This is a genomic window from Paracoccus gahaiensis (assembly GCF_005048225.1).
Taxonomy (GTDB): domain Bacteria; phylum Pseudomonadota; class Alphaproteobacteria; order Rhodobacterales; family Rhodobacteraceae; genus Paracoccus; species Paracoccus gahaiensis.
The window spans coordinates 287,137-304,407 of sequence record NZ_SUNI01000003.1 but is presented as its reverse complement, the minus strand read 5'-3'; the positions used below and the strand labels follow the sequence as shown (position 1 = coordinate 304,407).

The 17,271-nt window shown below is 69.0% G+C and carries 18 protein-coding genes and 1 other RNA gene; 6 read left to right on the top strand and 13 right to left on the bottom strand.

What is annotated here, in order from left to right:
- The first annotated feature begins 1 nt into the window (after nucleotide 1).
- Nucleotides 2–378, top strand: an RNA gene (rnpB, locus tag FA743_RS06195) — RNase P RNA component class A.
- Between the two features lie 10 nt (nucleotides 379–388).
- On the opposite strand, the gene FA743_RS06190 is transcribed toward rnpB, so the two are convergent.
- From FA743_RS06190 to nth, 5 genes are all read right to left on the bottom strand, one after another.
- Nucleotides 389–829: a hypothetical protein gene (locus FA743_RS06190; protein ID WP_169308781.1), complete on the bottom strand. Its 441-nt coding sequence runs from the start codon at nucleotides 827–829 to the stop codon at nucleotides 389–391.
- Nucleotides 830–920: 91 nt separating this feature from the next.
- Nucleotides 921–2,102, bottom strand: a complete 1,182-nt coding sequence (mltG, locus tag FA743_RS06185) for an endolytic transglycosylase MltG (RefSeq protein WP_211242206.1) — start codon at nucleotides 2,100–2,102, stop codon at nucleotides 921–923.
- Complete coding sequence (fabF, locus tag FA743_RS06180) at nucleotides 2,102–3,364, bottom strand: beta-ketoacyl-ACP synthase II (protein WP_136884991.1); 1,263 nt, start codon at nucleotides 3,362–3,364, stop codon at nucleotides 2,102–2,104. The genes mltG and fabF overlap by 1 nt, the downstream gene beginning before the upstream one ends.
- Before the next feature lie 179 nt (nucleotides 3,365–3,543).
- Nucleotides 3,544–4,518 (bottom strand): adenosine kinase, encoded by a 975-nt coding sequence (locus FA743_RS06175; RefSeq protein ID WP_136885027.1) that lies wholly within the window; start codon nucleotides 4,516–4,518, stop codon nucleotides 3,544–3,546.
- 50 nt (nucleotides 4,519–4,568) lie between these two features.
- Nucleotides 4,569–5,231, bottom strand: a complete 663-nt coding sequence (gene nth, locus FA743_RS06170; protein WP_136884990.1) for an endonuclease III — start codon at nucleotides 5,229–5,231, stop codon at nucleotides 4,569–4,571.
- 233 nt (nucleotides 5,232–5,464) lie between these two features.
- Between nth and FA743_RS06165 the strand changes: the two genes are divergently transcribed.
- Both FA743_RS06165 and FA743_RS06160 read left to right on the top strand, forming a co-directional pair.
- Nucleotides 5,465–6,136, top strand: a complete 672-nt coding sequence (locus FA743_RS06165) for a YiaD family glycine zipper/OmpA-like lipoprotein (protein ID WP_136884989.1) — start codon at nucleotides 5,465–5,467, stop codon at nucleotides 6,134–6,136.
- A 102-nt stretch (nucleotides 6,137–6,238) separates the two neighbouring features.
- Nucleotides 6,239–7,030, top strand: a complete 792-nt coding sequence (locus FA743_RS06160) for a FadR/GntR family transcriptional regulator (protein ID WP_136884988.1) — start codon at nucleotides 6,239–6,241, stop codon at nucleotides 7,028–7,030.
- 78 nt (nucleotides 7,031–7,108) lie between these two features.
- Here FA743_RS06160 and FA743_RS06155 read toward each other — a convergent pair whose 3' ends face one another.
- From FA743_RS06155 to FA743_RS06135, 5 genes are all read right to left on the bottom strand, one after another.
- Entirely contained in the window at nucleotides 7,109–7,678 is a 570-nt protein-coding gene (locus FA743_RS06155; protein ID WP_136884987.1) for a F0F1 ATP synthase subunit B, read from the bottom strand.
- Nucleotides 7,675–8,316, bottom strand: coding sequence for a F0F1 ATP synthase subunit B' (locus FA743_RS06150; protein ID WP_136884986.1), 642 nt, complete (start codon nucleotides 8,314–8,316; stop codon nucleotides 7,675–7,677). The genes FA743_RS06155 and FA743_RS06150 overlap by 4 nt, the downstream gene beginning before the upstream one ends.
- Nucleotides 8,317–8,392: 76 nt before the next feature.
- Nucleotides 8,393–8,629: a F0F1 ATP synthase subunit C gene (locus FA743_RS06145; RefSeq protein ID WP_090743205.1), complete on the bottom strand. Its 237-nt coding sequence runs from the start codon at nucleotides 8,627–8,629 to the stop codon at nucleotides 8,393–8,395.
- An 83-nt stretch (nucleotides 8,630–8,712) separates the two neighbouring features.
- Entirely contained in the window at nucleotides 8,713–9,462 is a 750-nt protein-coding gene (locus FA743_RS06140) for a F0F1 ATP synthase subunit A (protein ID WP_228461176.1), read from the bottom strand.
- Between the two features lie 2 nt (nucleotides 9,463–9,464).
- Nucleotides 9,465–9,812: an AtpZ/AtpI family protein gene (locus tag FA743_RS06135; protein ID WP_136884985.1), complete on the bottom strand. Its 348-nt coding sequence runs from the start codon at nucleotides 9,810–9,812 to the stop codon at nucleotides 9,465–9,467.
- Between the two features lie 198 nt (nucleotides 9,813–10,010).
- On the opposite strand from FA743_RS06135, the gene FA743_RS06130 reads away from it, so the two are divergent.
- Genes FA743_RS06130 through FA743_RS06120 form a run of 3 tightly spaced genes read left to right on the top strand, consistent with a single transcriptional unit; the run spans nucleotide 10,011 to nucleotide 12,143 of the window.
- Complete coding sequence (locus tag FA743_RS06130; RefSeq protein WP_135312981.1) at nucleotides 10,011–10,367, top strand: ArsR/SmtB family transcription factor; 357 nt, start codon at nucleotides 10,011–10,013, stop codon at nucleotides 10,365–10,367.
- Nucleotides 10,351–11,229: a PfkB family carbohydrate kinase gene (locus FA743_RS06125; RefSeq protein WP_136884984.1), complete on the top strand. Its 879-nt coding sequence runs from the start codon at nucleotides 10,351–10,353 to the stop codon at nucleotides 11,227–11,229. The genes FA743_RS06130 and FA743_RS06125 overlap by 17 nt, the downstream gene beginning before the upstream one ends.
- Nucleotides 11,226–12,143 (top strand): pseudouridine-5'-phosphate glycosidase, encoded by a 918-nt coding sequence (locus tag FA743_RS06120; RefSeq protein WP_136884983.1) that lies wholly within the window; start codon nucleotides 11,226–11,228, stop codon nucleotides 12,141–12,143. The genes FA743_RS06125 and FA743_RS06120 overlap by 4 nt, the downstream gene beginning before the upstream one ends.
- On the opposite strand, the gene FA743_RS06115 is transcribed toward FA743_RS06120, so the two are convergent.
- The 3 genes from FA743_RS06115 to FA743_RS06105 all read right to left on the bottom strand — a co-directional run bounded on the left by FA743_RS06115 (nucleotide 12,140) and on the right by FA743_RS06105 (nucleotide 17,167).
- Entirely contained in the window at nucleotides 12,140–13,204 is a 1,065-nt protein-coding gene (locus tag FA743_RS06115) for a patatin-like phospholipase family protein (protein ID WP_136884982.1), read from the bottom strand. The two genes, FA743_RS06120 and FA743_RS06115, sit on opposite strands and share 4 nt — an antisense overlap.
- 102 nt (nucleotides 13,205–13,306) lie before the next feature.
- On the bottom strand, nucleotides 13,307–14,434 hold the full coding sequence (gene prfB / locus FA743_RS06110) for a peptide chain release factor 2 (RefSeq protein WP_136884981.1): 1,128 nt from the start codon (nucleotides 14,432–14,434) through the stop codon (nucleotides 13,307–13,309).
- Between the two features lie 186 nt (nucleotides 14,435–14,620).
- Nucleotides 14,621–17,167: a penicillin-binding protein 1A gene (locus tag FA743_RS06105; protein WP_136884980.1), complete on the bottom strand. Its 2,547-nt coding sequence runs from the start codon at nucleotides 17,165–17,167 to the stop codon at nucleotides 14,621–14,623.
- Nucleotides 17,168–17,271: the final 104 nt, after the last annotated feature.

Here is a 17,271-nt window from a genome sequence, read left to right as displayed (position 1 = left end):
CGCGGAGGGCTGGATGACCGCGGTGCGGCGACGCGTCGAGGAAAGTCCGGACTCCATGAGGCAACGGTGCCGGGTAACGCCCGGCGGGGGCAACCCTAGGGACAGCGCCACAGAGAACAGACCGCCCGTCTTCGGACAGGTAAGGGTGAAACGGTGGGGTAAGAGCCCACCGGGGGGCTGGCAACAGCGCCCGCATGGCAAGCCCCACCGGGAGCAATGCCGAATAGGGATCGCGTGCGGGGGCAACCTCGCAGGGCCGCCTTGCCCCAGCAGATCCGGGTAGGCAGCTAGATCCGGCCGGTAACGGCCGGACCAGAGGAATGGTCATCCAGCCGCGCAAGCGGTGGACAAAATCCGGCTTACAGGCCCTCCGCGCATCCAGACGGGCTCATTTCTTCTTGCCGCGCGCCTCGGTGGCGGTCGCGATGGCATTGGCGGCCTCGCCCTGCATCTTCTGGGTGAAGGCGACCATCTGCGCGGCATAGGTCTCGGACCAGTCGGCAAAGGCGTTGCTGCCCGACCCGCCGCCGGCGGACATGGCCTTGGCGCGCATCTCCTCGCCCTGCTTCTGCATGGCGGCGAACTGATCCTCCCAGACCTTCTGCATCTGCTGCCACTGCGCCTTCATGGTCTCGCTGGCGCCTTCCATCCGGGCGACGATCTGGCTGTTCACCTCCTGCTGCTGCTGCAGGGCCGAGGTCTGCCATTTGCGCGCCTGCTCCATCGCCTCGTCCTGGCCCTTGGCCATGGCGGCCTGCCATTCGGTCAGGCGTTCCTGAAACTGGCGGGCATTGTCGGTCAGCGTCTTCAGCATGTCGGGCAATATCATCGCGGCTTCTCCCAAGGTGATGGGACCATGCAAGAGGCCCCCGGATGCAAGCCTGCGTCCGGGGGCCCCGTTTGTCAAATACCCTGTCTTATCAGCCGTCGGTCTGCACCGGACTGTCCGTCGGCAGACCCTGCTGCGCCTCGATCTCGCGCCAGCGGGCGACGGCGGCATTGTGCTCGTCCAGGGTGCGGCTGAAGGCATGGCCCCCCGTCCCGTCGGCCACGAAGAACAGGTAATCCGTCTCGTCCGGGTTCAGCGCCGCGTTGATCGCCGCCCGGCCCGGATTGGCGATGGGCGTCGGCGGCAGCCCGTCGATGCGGTAGGTGTTGTAGGGCGTGGTCGTGTCCAGTTCCGACCGCCGCAGGCCGCGATCCAGGATCCCCTGCCCGCCCGTCACGCCATAGATCACCGTCGGGTCGGTCTGCAGCCGCATCCCCTGGCGCAGGCGGTTCACGAAGACGCTGGCAACCTGCGGGCGCTCGGCCGCCTGCCCGGTTTCCTTCTCGACGATCGAGGCCATGATCAGCGCTTCCTCGGGCGTCTCGTAGGGCATGCCGAAGGGCCGCGCCTCCCATTCCTCGGCCAGGATCGCGGCCTGCCGCTCGGCCATGCGGGCCAGCAGCGCGTTGCGGTCGCCGCCCCGCTCCAGCAGGTAGGTGTCGGGGGCAAGGCTTCCCTCGGCGGGCGTTTCGGCCACCTCGCCGGTCAGGAAACTGGCGGCGTTCAGCGCCTCGACCACCTGCCAGCTGGTCACGCCCTCGGCCATGACGAGGCTCAGGCGCACATCGGCCAGCTCCTCGGCGGCGGCGATCTCGTCGGGGCGCGCGCCCTCTGCCGGGTTCCAGCGCGCCATGTCCTCATAGGCGCCGGTCTCGGGGTTCATGTCGCGCAGGATGACGCTGTTCTCGCGCACGCCCACCCGGATCAGCACCTCGGTCCCGCAGGTCGAGGCCCCGCCCGAGGTGACCGCGCCGACGATCTCCTCCATGCTGGCGCCCGGCGGCATCAGGAAGCTGCCGAATTTCAGCTCGCGCGACTTGCCCAAGGCATCGGCGCCCGCGCGAAAGATGTAGGCGTTGGAGATCGCGCCCTGCGCCGCCAGCTGGTTGCTGACCGCATTCAGGCTGGCCCCCGGCGCGATCTGCACGCATTGCGCCACCGCACTGGGCCCCGGCCCGCTGAACTCGCGCTTGGCCCAGGCCACGGCGGCGGCGGCCGCGATCAGCAGCACGATGGCCAGCGTCAGGAAATTCGAGGCGATGTTGCGCCAGATCATCCCGCGACCTTCCCCAGAACCAGGCTGGCATTTGTGCCGCCAAAGCCGAAGCTGTTGGACAGCGCGATGTCGACGCGGCGCCGCACGGCGGCATTCGCGGCCAGATCCAGCCTGGGCGTGACGGCGGGATTGTCCAGGTTGATCGTCGGCGGGCAGATCTGGTCGCGGATCGCCAGGATGCAGAAGATCGCCTCGACCGCGCCGGCCGCCCCCAGCAGATGCCCGATGCTGGATTTCGTCGACGACATCACCGCGTTCGGCGCGTGATCGCCCAGCAGGCGCTCGACCGCGCCCAGCTCGATCGTGTCGGCCATGGTGCTGGTCCCATGCGCGTTGATATAGTCGATCCGGTCCGGGGTCAGCCCGGCGCTGCGCAGGGCGGCCTCCATCGCCCGGTATCCGCCATCGCCATCCTCGCTCGGCGCGGTGATGTGATAGGCGTCGCCCGACATGCCATAGCCCAGCACCTCGGCATAGATCTTCGCGCCGCGGGCCGTGGCGTGCTCATATTCTTCCAGCACGACGACGCCCGCCCCCTCGCCCATCACGAAGCCATCGCGATCGGCGTCATAGGGGCGGCTGGCCGCCTGAGGATCATCCGCGCGCTTGGTGGACAGGGCCTTGCAGGCGTTGAACCCCGCGATGCCGATCTCGCTGATCGGGCTTTCCGCCCCACCCGCGATCATCACGTCGGCATCGCCATAGCGGATCATCCGCGCTGCGTCCCCGATCGCATGGGCCCCCGTCGAACAGGCCGTCACCACCGCATGGTTCGGCCCCTTGAAGCCGTAGCGGATCGACACCTGGCCCGAGATCAGGTTGATCAACGCGCCGGGAATGAAGAAGGGCGAGACCCGCTTGGGCCCCCGCTCCTTGATCAGCACGGCGGTTTCCGCGATCGAGGACAGCCCGCCGATCCCCGATCCGATCATCACGCCGGTGCGCAGCCGGCTCTCCTCGTCCTCGGGCTGCCAGCCCGCATCCAGCACCGCCTGATGCGCCGCCGCCACCCCATAGAGGATGAAGTCGTCCACCTTGCGCTGGTCCTTGGGCGCCATCCAGTCGTCGGGATTGAAGGTCCCCGCGGTGCCGTCGCCACGCGGGATCTCGCAGGCATAGGTGGTGACCACATCCTTGGCATCGAAGCGCGTGATCGGCCCGGCACCGGACCGCCCGGCCAGCAACCGCTCCCACGTCGCCTCGACGCCCGAGGCCAGTGGCGTGACCATGCCCAATCCGGTGACAACTACCCTGCGCATCGGCATTTTCCTCACCTGCCCATAATTTGCGCCGTCATACACGCGCACCCCCTGCCGCGCAACGTCACGAAACCGCGACGCACCGGTCATGCGCGCTGCCCCGCCCTTTCATCTTGGCAGAAATATCCTCTGGGGGTCCGGGGGGCGAAGCGCCCCCGGCGGTCGCGGGACGCAAGACCTCAGACCAGCCGCTCGGCCCGGAACAGCGCCCGGATGTCAGCCTCGGGGCGGGGGCCCACATGCCCGATCACCTCGGCCGCCGCGATGCAGCCCATGCGCCCGGCAACCTGCAGCGGCACGCCCGTCGCCAGGCCGAAGATCAGCCCGGCGGCGAACTGGTCGCCCGCCCCGGTCGCATCGACCGGCACCACCCGGTGCACCGGCGCGGTGACCCGCTCGCCGTCGCGGATCAGGATCGCATCCTCGCCCGAGCGGGTGCAGACGACCGTGCCGCAATCGGCCACGGCCAGGCGCAGCGCCTCCTCCAGATCCTCGACCTGATACAGCGCCTGCCATTCATGGACATTGCCGATCACGTAATCCATCCGGCCCGCGACCAGCTGGCGGAAGTCGTCGCGGTGGCGGTCGACGCAGAACGGGTCGGACAGCGCGATGCCCGCCTGCCCGCCCGCGCGGTGGATCTCATCGGTGGCCTTCAGGAAAGCGGCCTTGCCCTTGGGCTTGTCGAACAGATAGCCCTCGAGAAACAGCCAGCCCGCGCCGTCGAAGACCTGCGGGGCGACATCCTCGGGGCCGAGTTCGGCCGAGATGCCCAGATAGGTGTTCATCGACCGCTCGCCATCCGGGGTCACGAAGATGATCGTGCGCGAGCTCGGCAGGTCCGACCCCGCCACGGGCGCGTTCACGAAGCGCGTCCCCGCCCCCTCGGTCTGCCCGGCATAGAGCCGCCCGATCTCGTCATCGGCCACGCAGCCGATGAAGGCGGTGCGCAGGCCCAAGCCGCCGATGCCGGCCAGCGTGTTCGCCACGCTGCCGCCCGCGACCATGCGCGCCTGATCGCGGCGCGCCGAATGGTCGTCGGCCTGCGCAGCCATCAGATATTCCGACCGCCCCCGGTCGACCAGCTGCATGATCCCCTTGGTGATGCCCAGCTGGGCCAGACGCGCCTCCTCTGTCGGCGCGATGATGTCCATGACGGCATTGCCGATGCCCACCACATAGGGGCCCGGATCTTGGGATGATGTCACGCGGTCTTCTCCTCATAGGGGCACAGGTCGTGGATCGGGCAGACCCCGCAGCGGGGCTTGCGCGCCTGGCAGATATAGCGGCCATGCAGGATCAGCCAGTGATGCGCATGGGTCTGGAAGCGGGCGGGAACATTGTCCTCGATCGCGCGCTCGACCTCGTCCACGTCGCGGCCCGGCGCGATGCGGGTGCGGTTGCCGACGCGGAAGATATGGGTGTCGACCGCCTGCGCGGGATGGCCGAAGGCGCAGGACAGGACCACGTTGGCCGTCTTGCGACCGACGCCGGGCAAGCGCATCAGCGCCGCCCGGCTGTCGGGCACCACGCCGTCATATTCCTCGACCAGGATGCGCGACAGGGCGATGACATTCTTGGCCTTCTGCCGGAAGAGGCCGATGGTGCGGATATGCTCGGTCACGCCCTCGACGCCCAGCTCCAGCATCCTGGCGGGCGTGTCGGCGCGGGCGAACAGGTCGCGGGTGGCGCGGTTCACGCCGACATCGGTCGCCTGCGCGGACAGGGCCACCGCCACGACAAGCGTGAAGGGGTTGACGAATTGCAGCTCGGTCTCGGGGGCCGGGTTCGCCTCGGCCAGCCGCGCGAAGATCGCGACCTGGGGGCCGAAGGGCAGCGCGGGGGGCGGGCGTTTCGGAAGGGCCATGCCCGCTTTTGACCGCCCGGGCGATACTTTGCAAGCGCCCGCCCGGTGACGGGTTCGGGCCGCCCATCCCGCAACCTTTACGAAAGCGTGTCTTCCCTTTGGCGCCGATCTGCGACAGCTTGCCACGCATCAAGGGCGCCTTTCGGGAATCGGACCAGATCCGGCACCGGGTGCCATGACCACGCGGGCGCGGCGAGGGATCGCCTGCCCGGATCCAAAGGAAAGGGAGCCCGATGACACTCCGCACCACCAGCCTTCTTGCCGCCTCCGGTCTGCTGATCCTGGGCGCCTGCGCCCCGGCGATGACCAATACCGGAACCGGGGCCACCGGCCTCAGCCGCACCCAGCAGGGCGCCCTGGCCGGGGCCGCCGTGGGCGCGCTTTATGGCGGCACGCGCGATTCCGACGGCAGCGGGCGCAGCCGGGATGCGGCGCGCGGCGCCATCGTGGGCGCGGCGGCGGGCGCCATCGCCGGCAATATCCTGGACCGTCAGGCCGCCGCCCTGGAGCAGTCGATCAGCAACCCCAACGTGCAGATCGTGAACCACGGCAGCTACCTGCAGGTCACCCTGCCCGAGGGCATCCTCTTCGCCACCGACTCGGCCGCCGTGTCGGGGCCGGCGCAGACGGATCTCTATGCCGTCGCGCGCAACCTCAACCAGTATCCCGACAGCCGGGTCGAGGTTCTGGGGCATACCGACAACACCGGCAGCGCCGCCTATAACCTGGACCTGTCGCAGCGCCGCGCCCAGTCCGTGGCGGGCATCCTGGCCGCAGCAGGCGTTGCGCAGAACCGTCTGGTCGCGGTGGGCCGCGGGCTGACCCAGCCCGTCGCCTCGAACGCGACGGAGAGCGGACGCGCGCAGAACCGCCGCGTGGACATCATCATCCGCCCGACGCAATAAGCGCCGCAACCGACGACCAGGGGGCCGGGTCCTGCGCCCGGCCTCTTTGATTCGGGCCCGTCCGGGCTTAGGATGACGCTCCCAGACAACCCGGACCCCCTTATGCCCGCTCCCCCCATCCCCGACACGCCCTTCCAGCCGATCGACCCGACCCGTCTTGCGGATGCGGTCGTGGCGCAGATCGAGGCGCTGATCCTGCAGGGCGTCCTGCGCCCCGGCGAACGCCTGCCCGGAGAGCGCGATCTGGCGGGTCGGATGGGCGTCAGCCGCCCCTCGCTGCGCGAGGCGCTGGCGGCGATGCAGGCGGACGGGCTGCTGGTCACCCGCCCCGGCGACGGTGTCTTCGTGGCGCAGGTGCTGGGCAGCGCCTTTTCGCCCGCGCTGGTGCGGCTGATCTCGCGCCATCCGCAGGCGGCGGACGATTACCTGACCTTCCGCAAGGATCTGGAGGGTCTGGCCGCCGAACGGGCAGCGCTGGCGGCGGGCGAGACGGACCTGCAGGTGCTGGACCGGATCGTGCAGTCGATGCGCCATGCCCATGTCAGCCCCGATCCCCAGATCGAGGCCGAGCTGGACGCCGATTTCCACATGGCCATCGTCGAGGCCAGCCATAATGTCATGGCGCTGCACATGATGCGCGCGCTGCAAGATCTGCTGCGGCAGGGGATGCTGTTCAACCGCCCCCGGATCTTCGCCAGCCCCGAGCTGCGCGACCGCATCCTGGACCAGCACATCGCCATCAATGACGCGCTGCAGATGCGCGACGGCGCCGCCGCCCGCGCCGCGTTGGAGGATCACTTGGATCTGGTGGCCCGCACGCTGATCGCGCAGCGCCGGGCCGACGACCATGCTGCCGTCGCGCGCCTGCGCCTGCGCAACCGCGCCGAGCCGTGACTGCCCTGAGCCGTGAACGCGAAAGGCCCCCGGCGCATCTGCACCGGGGGCCTTTTTGTCGTCACTGTCCGTTGACTGTCAGTTCAGCCGACGCGCCACATCTTCGATGGCGTCGTCGATCCCGGCCGAGCGCTTGCCGCTGCCGACCTGCTGCATCAGGATCTGGGTCGCGGCCGCCATCGCGGCCTGCACCGCGCTGTCGCGAACGGCCCGCACCGCCTCGCTTTCCGCGCTGGCGATCTGGTCCTGCGCGCCCTGCAGGCGACGCTCGATCGAGCGGGCCAGATCGGCCTGGGCCTTGGCGGCCTGCGCCTCGGCCTCGCGCTTGGCATTGGCCACGATCTGGTCGGCCTGGGTCTTCACCTCGCGCTGGCGGCGCTCGTAGCTGGCATAGATCTCCTGCGCCTCCTCGCGCAGGCGACGGGCCTCGTCCAGATCCTTGCGGATGCCGTCGGCGCGCTTGTCCAACAGGCCCGCGACCATCGCCGGAACCTTGAAGTACAGCAGCACGGCGATGAAGCCGATGAAGGCCAGCAGCACGATGAAGTCCGTGTTGCGCAGCGAGAAGAAGCCGTAATCCCCGGGTGCCGCAGCGGCGGGGCCCGCCGCCAGAACCGAGGCGGTCAGGATGGCGATCATGCGGGTCATTGCACGGCCCCTTTCATGCGCCCGTCGAGGGCTGACGAGATGGTCGCCTCGTCCGCCTGCCCGCCGAAGCTGCGGACCAGTTCGGCGGTGACGTCGCGGGCAACCTCGCGCGCGCTGGCATCGGCCGACACACGGATCTCGCGGATGCGCGTCTCGGATTCCGCCGTGCGGGCGGCGATTTCGGCATCGGCCTTGGCGATTGCGGCATCCAGCTGGCCCTGGATCGTGGCGCGGTTCTGCGCGACGATGGCCTGGGCCTCGGTGCGGGCATCGGCCAGCGCCTTGTCATAGGCGGCCTCGGCCTCGCGGGCCTTCATCTTGAATTCCTCGGCGGCCATCAGATCGCCGGTGACGGCGCCCTGGCGGTCCGACAGCACCGCCGCGATGCGCGGCAGAGCCACGCGCGACAGCACCAGATACAGGACCACCAGCGTCACGATCAACCAGAAGATCTGGTTGCCGAAGGTGGTCATGTCCAGCTGCGGAAGTCCCACAGCCTCGACGTCCTGGCCCACGCCGGGGCGCACGCCCTCGGTCCCGGTGACCACGACGTTGCTCGTCGCGGTGTCGTCGACGACGACCGCTCCGTCAGATTGTCCGACCGCAGTGGTGGCGGCCTCTTGCAACAGGCTGAACATATCCTACCCCATGGCCTTTGAACGAACGAAGGGGCGGGGGGTCAGCCCCCCACCCCGCCGCAAGGATGGCGATGGATCAGACCGCAAACATCAGCAGAAGCGCGACGAGGAACGAGAAGATCCCCAGGGCTTCGGCGAAGGCCATGCCGATGAACAGCGTGGCGGTCTGGCCGGCGGCGGCCGACGGGTTGCGCAGCGCGCCTGCCAGGAAGTTCCCGGCCACGTTGCCCACGCCCAGAGCGGCAAAGCCCATGCCGAACGCGGTCAGGCCGACGCCGATGTACTGGCCCAGTTCTGCGATATCACCAGTCATAATTAGTCTCCTTGCGATTGGTAGTTTGGCGATCGAGGGGGATGCAGGCCCGCCGGGCGGGACCGCAGGTAAGGCGGCGTCCGTCAGTGCGACGGGTGCAGCGCATCCTTGAGATAGACGCAGGTCAGGATGGTGAAGACATAGGCCTGCACGAAGGCGACGAGCACCTCGAAGGCATACATCCCGATGACCGCGACGATGGCGATGGGGGCGACGGCGGCGATGGCCGCGAAGCCCGCGAAAACCTTGATGACCGCGTGACCGGCGATCATGTTGCCCGCCAGACGAATGGACAGGCTGAGGGGGCGCACGAAGTAGCTGATGACCTCGATCACGGCCAGGATCGGACGCACGGCCAGCGGGGCCGAGCGGACCCAGAACAGGTCGAGGAAATGCGCGCCGTTCTTGACGAAGCCGATGATCGTGACCCCGAAGAACACCGCCAGCGCCAGAACGCCGGTGACGGCGATATGCGAGGTGACGGTGAAGGCCATCGGCACCAAGCCCAGCAGGTTGGCGAAGACGACGAACATGAACAGCGTCAGAACGTAGGGGAAATAGCGCAGCCCGTCCTTGCCGGCGATGTCCTCGATCATCTTGTAGACGAGGCCGTAAGCCATCTCGGCCACGGACTGGGCGCGGTTCGGGACGATGGCCCGGCCCCGCGTGCCCATGACCAGAAGCGCGATCGCGGCGAGCGCAGTCAGCGCCAGCCACAGAGTCACGTTGGTCGGGGTGTACCAGGCGACCGCGCCGTCACCGAACAGCGGCCGGACCACGAACTGGTCCATCGGGTGGAATTCAAGGCCGCCGCCAGTCGCTTCCGTCGCCAAGGTCAATCCCTCTCGTCACTCTCCGGTCTGTCACCGGATTTTCGGTCCAACTCGGACGCGGTCCGCATCAAGGACTTGATGCCGGCCGCGAGGCCGAGGAAAATGAAGACGACCATCAGCAGGGGCGTGGTGCCCAGCAGATAATCCAGCCCGTAACCGATCACGAACCCCAGGCCCAATCCGGCCACAAGCTCGATCACCATGCGCCAGGCCAGATTGGCCTGTTCGTACTTTCCCATCGGGCTGGGGCCCTTGGGCTTGGGTGTCAGGGCGGCCAGCTTGGCCTCCAGTGCGCGCAGTCGGGCCTCGTCCTGGGCCCGGTCCGGCGCGTCCTGGGGTTCATCGGCCATGTTTTCCGCCCCCGACGCCGTTGGCCGGTGTCTAGGCGCTGGCGCCCCCCAAGTCAAGCGATGCAAGCCCCGGAACAACCCCTTGATCGGCATGCACTTTCCTGGCGCGCTCATTTCCCGGTGCCAGTTGCGTTCGCCATTCGGCTGCGCCATCATTCAACCGCCCGGTTGACCGTTCCCCGCACAAAGGCCCGCCCCATGACCCTGCCGCCCCCGCCCGACCGGCTGGATCTGATCTTTGCGGCCCTGGCCGACCCCACCCGCAGGCGGGTGCTGTCGATGCTGCTGGAGGACGACATGGCGGTCAGCGACGTGGCCCAGCCTTTCGAGGTCAGCCTGGCCGCCATCTCGAAACATCTGGGCGTGCTTGCAGCCGCCGGCCTGATCCGGCAGGAACGGCGCGGGCGGATCACCTGGTGCAAGCTGGACCCGGGAGGGATGCGGACGGCCTCGGTCTGGATGCAGGGCTTCGGGCAGTTCGACCCGGTGGATCTGGACGATTTCGAACGCTTCCTGCAGACGCAGATGGGGGATGACGATGACCAAGACGCCTGACGTGCTGTGCATCGGGGCCATGCTGTGGGACGTGATCGGCCGCGCCCCGCGCCGCATGGCGCCGGGCGCCGACGTGCCGGGCCGCATCCGCCACATCCCCGGCGGGGTGGCGCTGAACGTGGCGATCGCCCTGGCACGATGGGGGTTGGTGCCCGCCGTTCTCTCCGCCGTGGGCCGCGACCCCGAGGGCGAGGCGCTGATCGCCCAGGCCCTGCGGCTTGGGGTGGTGACCGACCATCTGGCGCGCGACACCGGCCTGCCCACCGACTGCTACATGGGGATCGAGGACAGCGAGGGGCTGATCGCCGCCATCGCCGATGCCCACAGCCTGGAGCAGGCGGGCGGCGCGATCCTGGCACCGCTGGACGCCCTGCCCGGCTGGACCGGCCCCGTGGTGCTGGACGGCAACCTGACCGAGGACCTTCTGGCCGCCATCGCCCGCGATCCCCGGCTGGCGCAGGCCGACCTGCGCGTGGTGCCCGCCAGCCCCGGCAAGGCCGAGCGGCTGGAGCCGCTGATCGCCGCCCGGCGCGGCTGCTTCTATCTCAACCGGCTGGAGGCCGAGATCCTGGCGGGCCGCGCCTGCCCCGACGCTGCTTCCGCCGCGCAGGCCGTGGTCGCGCGCGGCGCGGCGCGGGTACTGGTCACCGACGGCCCCCTTCCGGCGGCCGAGGCGATGGCCAACGGCCCGACGCTGATCCACCGCCCCCCCGCCGTCACCGTGGCCCGCGTGACCGGCGCGGGCGACTGCTTCCTGGCGGCCCATCTGGCCGCCGAACTGACCCACGAGCCGCGCGATGCGGCCCTGGCCCGCGCCGTCGAGGCCTCGGCCGCCCATGTTTCCGGAAAGGATGTCCCGTGACCCAAGCCCCGCTCACCTATGCCCCCGAGGTCGCCGACGCACTGGCGCAAGGCCGCCCCGTAGTCGCGCTGGAATCGACGATCATCACCCATGGCATGCCCTGGCCCCAGAACCTGGAGATGGCCGAGACGGTCGAGGCCACCATCCGCGAAGGCGGCGCCACCCCCGCCACCATCGCCGTGATGGGGGGCCGCATCCATGTCGGCCTGACGCCCGAGGCCCTGCGCGCGCTGGCCCAGACCCCGCCCGCCGAGGCCATGAAGCTGAGCCGCGCCGATCTGGCCGTCTGCCTTGCCACTGGCCGCACCGGCGCCACCACCGTCGCCGCGACCATGATCTGCGCGCATCTGGCGGGCATCCGGGTCTTTGCCACCGGCGGCATCGGCGGCGTGCATCGCGGTGCCGAGGACAGCTTCGACATCTCGGCCGATCTGCAGGAACTGGCGCAGACCCCGGTGACGGTGGTGGCTGCGGGCGCCAAGGCGATTCTGGATCTGCCCAAGACCTGGGAGGTGCTGGAGACGCTCGGCGTGCCGGTCATCGCCTATGGCCAGGACAACCTGCCCGCCTTCTGGTCCCGCGATTCGGGACTGCGGGCGCCCCTGCGCATGGACAGCCCCGAGCAGATCGCGGCAGCGGCCGACATGCGCGCGGCGCTTGGCCTGAGGGGCGGGCAGCTGGTCGCCAACCCGATCCCCGTCGAGGCCGAGATCGCACAGGACGTCATCCTGCCGGTGATCGAGCAGGCGCTGGCCGAGGCGCAGGCCCAGGGCATCGCCGCCAAGGCGGTCACGCCCTTCCTGCTGTCGCGCATCTTCGAGCTGACCGAGGGCCGCTCGCTGGAGTCGAACATCCAGCTGGTGCTGAACAATGCGCGACTTGCCGCGCGGATCGCCGCGGCGATGACGGCCTAGATCGGACGCATGCTGGGAAACAGCGAGGCCAGATCAAAGCTGTCCTCGCGGTTCAGCTTGGCCCCGTGATCGTGCAGGAACGTGTCGGCCGCCACCTGCCCCGCCGCCTTCATCGAGGCCAGCAGGCCGTGGCGCGGCATGGTCTTGGACCGGGCGGACAGGTCGTTCATCAGCGCGTCGTCGTCGATCAGGTGCAGCAGCACGTTCTTCATCGCCTCGCCCTCCAGCCGGCCTTCGGCATAGAGGCGCTTGACGAAGTTGATGGCGCGCAGCTGCGCCATCAGCGAGCTGTTGAAGCTGACCTCGTTCACCCGGTCCGAGATCTCGACCGGGCTGCGCGGCAGCACGTCCCGCATCAGCGGGTTGATCGCCACGATCAGGATGTCGCGGGGCAGATGTGACCGATAGAGCGGGAACAGCGCCGGATTGCCGGTGAAGCCGCCATCCCAGAAGGATTCGATCCTGCCGGTGTCGGGGTCAAAGATCTCGACCGCCTGAAACAGGGTCGGCAGGCAGGCCGAGGCCATCACCGCCTCGGCCGTGGCCTGCGCGCCGGTGAAGACCTTGATCCGCCCGCTGCGCACATTGGTCGCGGCGACGTAGAGCGCCGGGCCGGGCTCGCAGGCGAAGTCGGAGAAGGGCAGGTCGCTCAGCATCCGGCCAAGCGGATTGACGTAGAAGGGGCCGTAATCATAGGGGCTGAACAGCCGCGTCAGATTGTCCATCCATGCGGCGGGCGAGACCATCTCGGTCCAGCGCTGCAACCCGCGCGGCATGGGCAGGACCGACCGCATCCAGCGGACCACGCGGTTGTCGCTGACCTCGCCGACCTGCGACCACAGCGCGTCCAGGTTCTCGCGCGCCGCCTGCCGTCCCGCGAGGCCCGTGCGGGCCGCCAGCCCGGCCTTCAGCGCCGCCCCGTTGAGCGCCCCCGCCGAGGTGCCGCTGATCGCCGCGAATTCCAGCCAGGGCTCGTCCAGCAGCCGGTCCAGCACCCCCCAGGTGAAGGCGCCATGCGCGCCGCCGCCCTGCAGGGCCAGATTGATGCGTTTGTGATCCATCGCCGACCCTCCGACATGCTGCGTCATGCGAAGCATATCGCGGAAGGCCGCCGCGATCCACCGTTTATGCTGCAGTGCAGCATGTCCGCCGGAAGCGGGGCGTCAGTCGGTGGCGTTGGCCTCGGCGCGGCTCTTGCCGGCCACGTCCAGCGCCAGCGTGGCCGCCATGAAGCGGTCCAGATCGCCGTCCAGCACGCCCTGCGTGTCGCTGGTCTCCTCGGAGGTGCGCAGGTCCTTGACCATCTGATAGGGGTGCAGGACGTAGGAGCGGATCTGGTTGCCCCAGCCCGCATCGCCCTTGGCCGCATGCTGGGCGTTCACCTCGGCGTTCCGGCGGTCCATCTCCATCTGGTACAGGCGCGACTTCAGCGCTGCCATGGCGTTGGCGCGGTTCTGGTGCTGCGACTTTTCCGACGAGGTCACCACGATATTGGTCGGAAGGTGGGTGATGCGCACGGCCGAGTCAGTGGTATTGACGTGCTGGCCGCCCGCGCCCGACGAGCGATAGGTGTCGATGCGGATGTCGCGGTCGGGGATGTCGATCTCGATATTGTCGTCCACCACCGGATAGACCCAGATCGAGCTGAAGGAGGTGTGCCGCCGCGCCGCGCTGTCATAGGGGCTGATGCGGACCAGCCGGTGCACGCCCGATTCCGATTTCAGCCAGCCATAGGCATTATGCCCGGTGATCTTGTAGGCGGCACTGCGGATGCCGGTCTCCTCGCCCTGCGTCTCGGCCAGCAGCTCGACCTCGTAGCCCTTCTTTTCGGCCCAACGCACATACATGCGCGCCAGCATGGATGCCCAATCGCAGCTTTCCGTGCCGCCCGCGCCCGCGTTGATCTCCAGAAAGGTGTCGTTGCTGTCGGCCTCGCCGTTCAGCAGTGCCTCCAGTTCCTTCTGCGCGGCATCCTTTGCCAGCGCCTTCAGGTTCGCCTCGGCCTCGGTCACAAGATCCGCATCGCCCTCGGCCTCGGCCAGCTCGACCATCTCGGCATTGGCGGACAGGTCCTCCTCGATCCGGCGATAGGTGTCGATCGCCTCGGACAGGGCCTGGCGCTCGCGCATCAGCTTCTGCGCGCGGGCGGGGTCGGACCACAGATCGCCATCCTCGATCATGGCGTTCATCTCTTCCAGCCGATGCGGCGCGGTCGTCCAGTCCAGCCGCTGCCCCAAGAGGGTCAGCGAACGGCGGATGGCCTCGATGGTGGACTGCGTCTCGGCGCGCATGGGCGGGTTCCTTCGGTCTGGCGTCAGGTCCGGGGTGATACCGTGCCCCGCCGTCTTGGGCAAGACCGCCGCCGGAGCTGCCTTTGGCGCCGACGAAAGCCGAGCCCCCTGCATTGGTCCTGAAATATCCCGGGGGGTCCGGGGGGCTGGCCCCCCGGCCATCGCGGGACGCAACTCTGCGGCGCCTCAGTACAGCCCGCCCGAGGACATCGTCCCGAAATCCGTCCGCCCCGGGATCACCCGCGTCTCGCCGGTCGAGGTGGTGACCGAGGTCGCGGACCCCGCCCCGGCCTCCCAGGGCAGGATCACCACGTCATCGCCGAAGCCCGCGACGACGTAGGGCGCCAGCCAGTCGGGATCCATCCCCTCGCGGAAATACTCGGCCACGACATTGGGGCCGGTCGCATCGTCGGGCAGCCGCTGGCCGGTCACGCGGTCGATCTTGACCCAGTAGCCGCCCGGCGGAACCTTGAACTCGGTGCCGCCATATTCCGCCACCGCCTCGCGCATGAAGGCGTTGAAGACCGGAACGCACAGCGTGCCGCCGAAGGCGCGCTCGCCCAGGGTCCGGGGCTGGTCATAGCCGATATAGCAACCCGCGACGATATTGCTGGAATAGCCGATGAACCACACGTCCTTGGCATCGTTCGTCGTGCCGGTCTTGCCCGCGATCGGCACCGGCAGGTCGACGCCCGAGCCCGAGCCGCGCTCGACCGCGCCCTCCAGCATCGAGGTCAGCTGATAGGCGGTCACCGCGTCCAGCACCCGCTCGCGGTTGGTGTCGATGACCGGGCCCTGCCCTGCCGGCAGCGCCTGCATCCCGCAGGTCTGGCAGACGCGCTGGTCGTGGCGATAGACGGTGCGGCCGCGTCGGTCCTGCACGCGGTCGACCAGCGTGGGTTCCACCCGCTCGCCGCCATTGGCGAACATCGCATAGGCCGCGACCATCTTGAACAGCGTCGTTTCCTGCGCGCCAAGCGCATTGGCCAGGAAGGGCGACAGCGCGTCGTAGACGCCGAAGCTCTCGGCATATTCGGCCACCCGCTCCATGCCGATATCGTCGGCGATGCGGATGGTCATCAGGTTGCGCGACTGCTCGATGCCGGTCCGCAGGGGCGTCGGGCCGTAATAGCGCCCGGACGAGTTCTGCGGCTCCCACAGCCCCTGGGGCGTGTTGATGCTGATGGCTTCGTCCACGACGATGGTCGCGGGGGTATAGTTGCTGTCCAGGGCGGCGGCATAGACGAAGGGCTTGAAGCTTGAGCCCGGCTGGCGCTGCGCCTGCGTCGCGCGGTTGAAGACCGAGCTTTCATAGGAAAACCCGCCCTGCATCGCCAGCACGCGGCCGGTGTTCACGTCCATCGCCATGAAGCCGCCCTGCACCTCGGGCACCTGCCGCAGGGTCCAGCGCAGGAAGCTGCCATCGGCGTCGCTGGTCATGGCGCGGACCAGCACCACCTCGCCCACCCGGACCAGATCGCCCGCGACCTCCGCGCGCGCGTCCAGATCACCCGTCTCGCGGTCCAGCCGGCGGGCCCATTGCACGTCGGCGGCGGGGATCCAATGGCCGGGGCCCGCCTCCTCGATCCCCTCGATGCCGATCCGCGCATCGCTGGCGCCGACCTCCAGCACCACGGCGGGGCGCCAGCCGGGGATGTCGCGTGGCAGGCGCAGGTCCCACAGCGCGCCGCGCCAGGCGGCCTCGTCGGCCAGCGCCTCGGGGGCGATCGTCTCGCCGGTGCCGCGCCAGACGCCACGGTTGCGGTCGAACTCCTCCAGCGCCTGCTGCAGCGCGGTCGCCGCCTCGGATTGCAGCTCGGGATCCAGGGTGGCGCGGATGGTCAGGCCGCCGCCGAAGAACTCGTCCTGGCCGAATTCCAGGCTCAGCTGGCGGCGGATCTCGTCGGTGAAATAGTCGCGCGGGGGCAGCTGGCGCTGGAACGAGGGGAAGTCGCCGTTCTGCACCGTGCGCAGCGGCAGCCGCGCCTCGGCCTCATAGGTGGCCTGATCCAGATAGCCGTTCTGCCACATCTCGCGCAGGACATAGTTGCGCCGCTCGGTCACCCGCTCCTTGGCGCGGACGGGGTGATAGCGGCCCGGCGCCTGCGGCATGGCGGCCAGCATCGCGGCCTCGTGCGGGGCCAGTTCGGTCAGCGACTTGTTGAAATAGGTCTGCGCCGCCGCCACGATGCCGAAGCTGTTCTGGCCCAGGAAGATCTCGTTGACATACAGCTCCAGGATCTGGTCCTTGGTCAGCGTGCGCTCCAGCCGCGCGGCCAGGATCAGCTCCTTGACCTTGCGTTCGACGCTGCGGTCGCTGGACAGCAGAAAGTTCTTCATCACCTGCTGGGTGATGGTCGAGGCCCCGCGCACGCTGGACCCGCCCGAAGCCAGCGCCTCGTAGGCCGCCCCCAGGATGCCGCGCAGGTCATAGCCCGGATGGCTGTAGAAGTTCTTGTCCTCGGCGCTGACGAAGGCCTGCTTGATCAGGTCGGGGACCTCGTCGATGGGCACGAACAGGCGCCGCTCCTCGGCGAATTCGTCGATCAACTGGCCTTCTGCGGAATAGATGCGGCTTATGGTCTTGGGCGAATACTGCGCCAGCGTCTCGTGGCTGGGCAGGTCGCGCGAATAGATCCAGAAGATGCCGCCCACGGTCAGCGCCGCGAAGAAGGCGGCCGTCACCACCCAGGAGAAGATCGCACCGAAAAAGGACAGGATGACTCGCAGCACGGGATGGGGTCGCCTTTCGCAGCTTCGGGCCGTCTATAGCGAGGCCGCGCCCGCCGGTCAAAGCAACTGTGCGACAGGTCGGGACCGGGCCTGCGCGCCCTGCG

Bases quoted from the DNA above. Each gene is read 5' to 3' on its own strand.
- FA743_RS06190 (WP_169308781.1), bottom strand. From the start codon at position 829: ATGATATTGCCCGACATGCTGAAGACGCTGACCGACAATGCCCGCCAG.
- fabF (WP_136884991.1), bottom strand. From the start codon at position 3,364: ATGCGCAGGGTAGTTGTCACCGGATTGGGCATGGTCACGCCACTGGCC.
- FA743_RS06175 (WP_136885027.1), bottom strand. From the start codon at position 4,518: ATGGACATCATCGCGCCGACAGAGGAGGCGCGTCTGGCCCAGCTGGGC.
- nth (WP_136884990.1), bottom strand. From the start codon at position 5,231: ATGGCCCTTCCGAAACGCCCGCCCCCCGCGCTGCCCTTCGGCCCCCAG.
- FA743_RS06165 (WP_136884989.1), top strand. From the start codon at position 5,465: ATGACACTCCGCACCACCAGCCTTCTTGCCGCCTCCGGTCTGCTGATC.
- FA743_RS06160 (WP_136884988.1), top strand. From the start codon at position 6,239: ATGCCCGCTCCCCCCATCCCCGACACGCCCTTCCAGCCGATCGACCCG.
- FA743_RS06155 (WP_136884987.1), bottom strand. From the start codon at position 7,678: ATGACCCGCATGATCGCCATCCTGACCGCCTCGGTTCTGGCGGCGGGC.
- FA743_RS06150 (WP_136884986.1), bottom strand. From the start codon at position 8,316: ATGTTCAGCCTGTTGCAAGAGGCCGCCACCACTGCGGTCGGACAATCT.
- FA743_RS06145 (WP_090743205.1), bottom strand. From the start codon at position 8,629: ATGACTGGTGATATCGCAGAACTGGGCCAGTACATCGGCGTCGGCCTG.
- FA743_RS06135 (WP_136884985.1), bottom strand. From the start codon at position 9,812: ATGGCCGATGAACCCCAGGACGCGCCGGACCGGGCCCAGGACGAGGCC.
- FA743_RS06130 (WP_135312981.1), top strand. From the start codon at position 10,011: ATGACCCTGCCGCCCCCGCCCGACCGGCTGGATCTGATCTTTGCGGCC.
- FA743_RS06125 (WP_136884984.1), top strand. From the start codon at position 10,351: ATGACCAAGACGCCTGACGTGCTGTGCATCGGGGCCATGCTGTGGGAC.
- FA743_RS06115 (WP_136884982.1), bottom strand. From the start codon at position 13,204: ATGGATCACAAACGCATCAATCTGGCCCTGCAGGGCGGCGGCGCGCAT.
- prfB (WP_136884981.1), bottom strand. From the start codon at position 14,434: ATGCGCGCCGAGACGCAGTCCACCATCGAGGCCATCCGCCGTTCGCTG.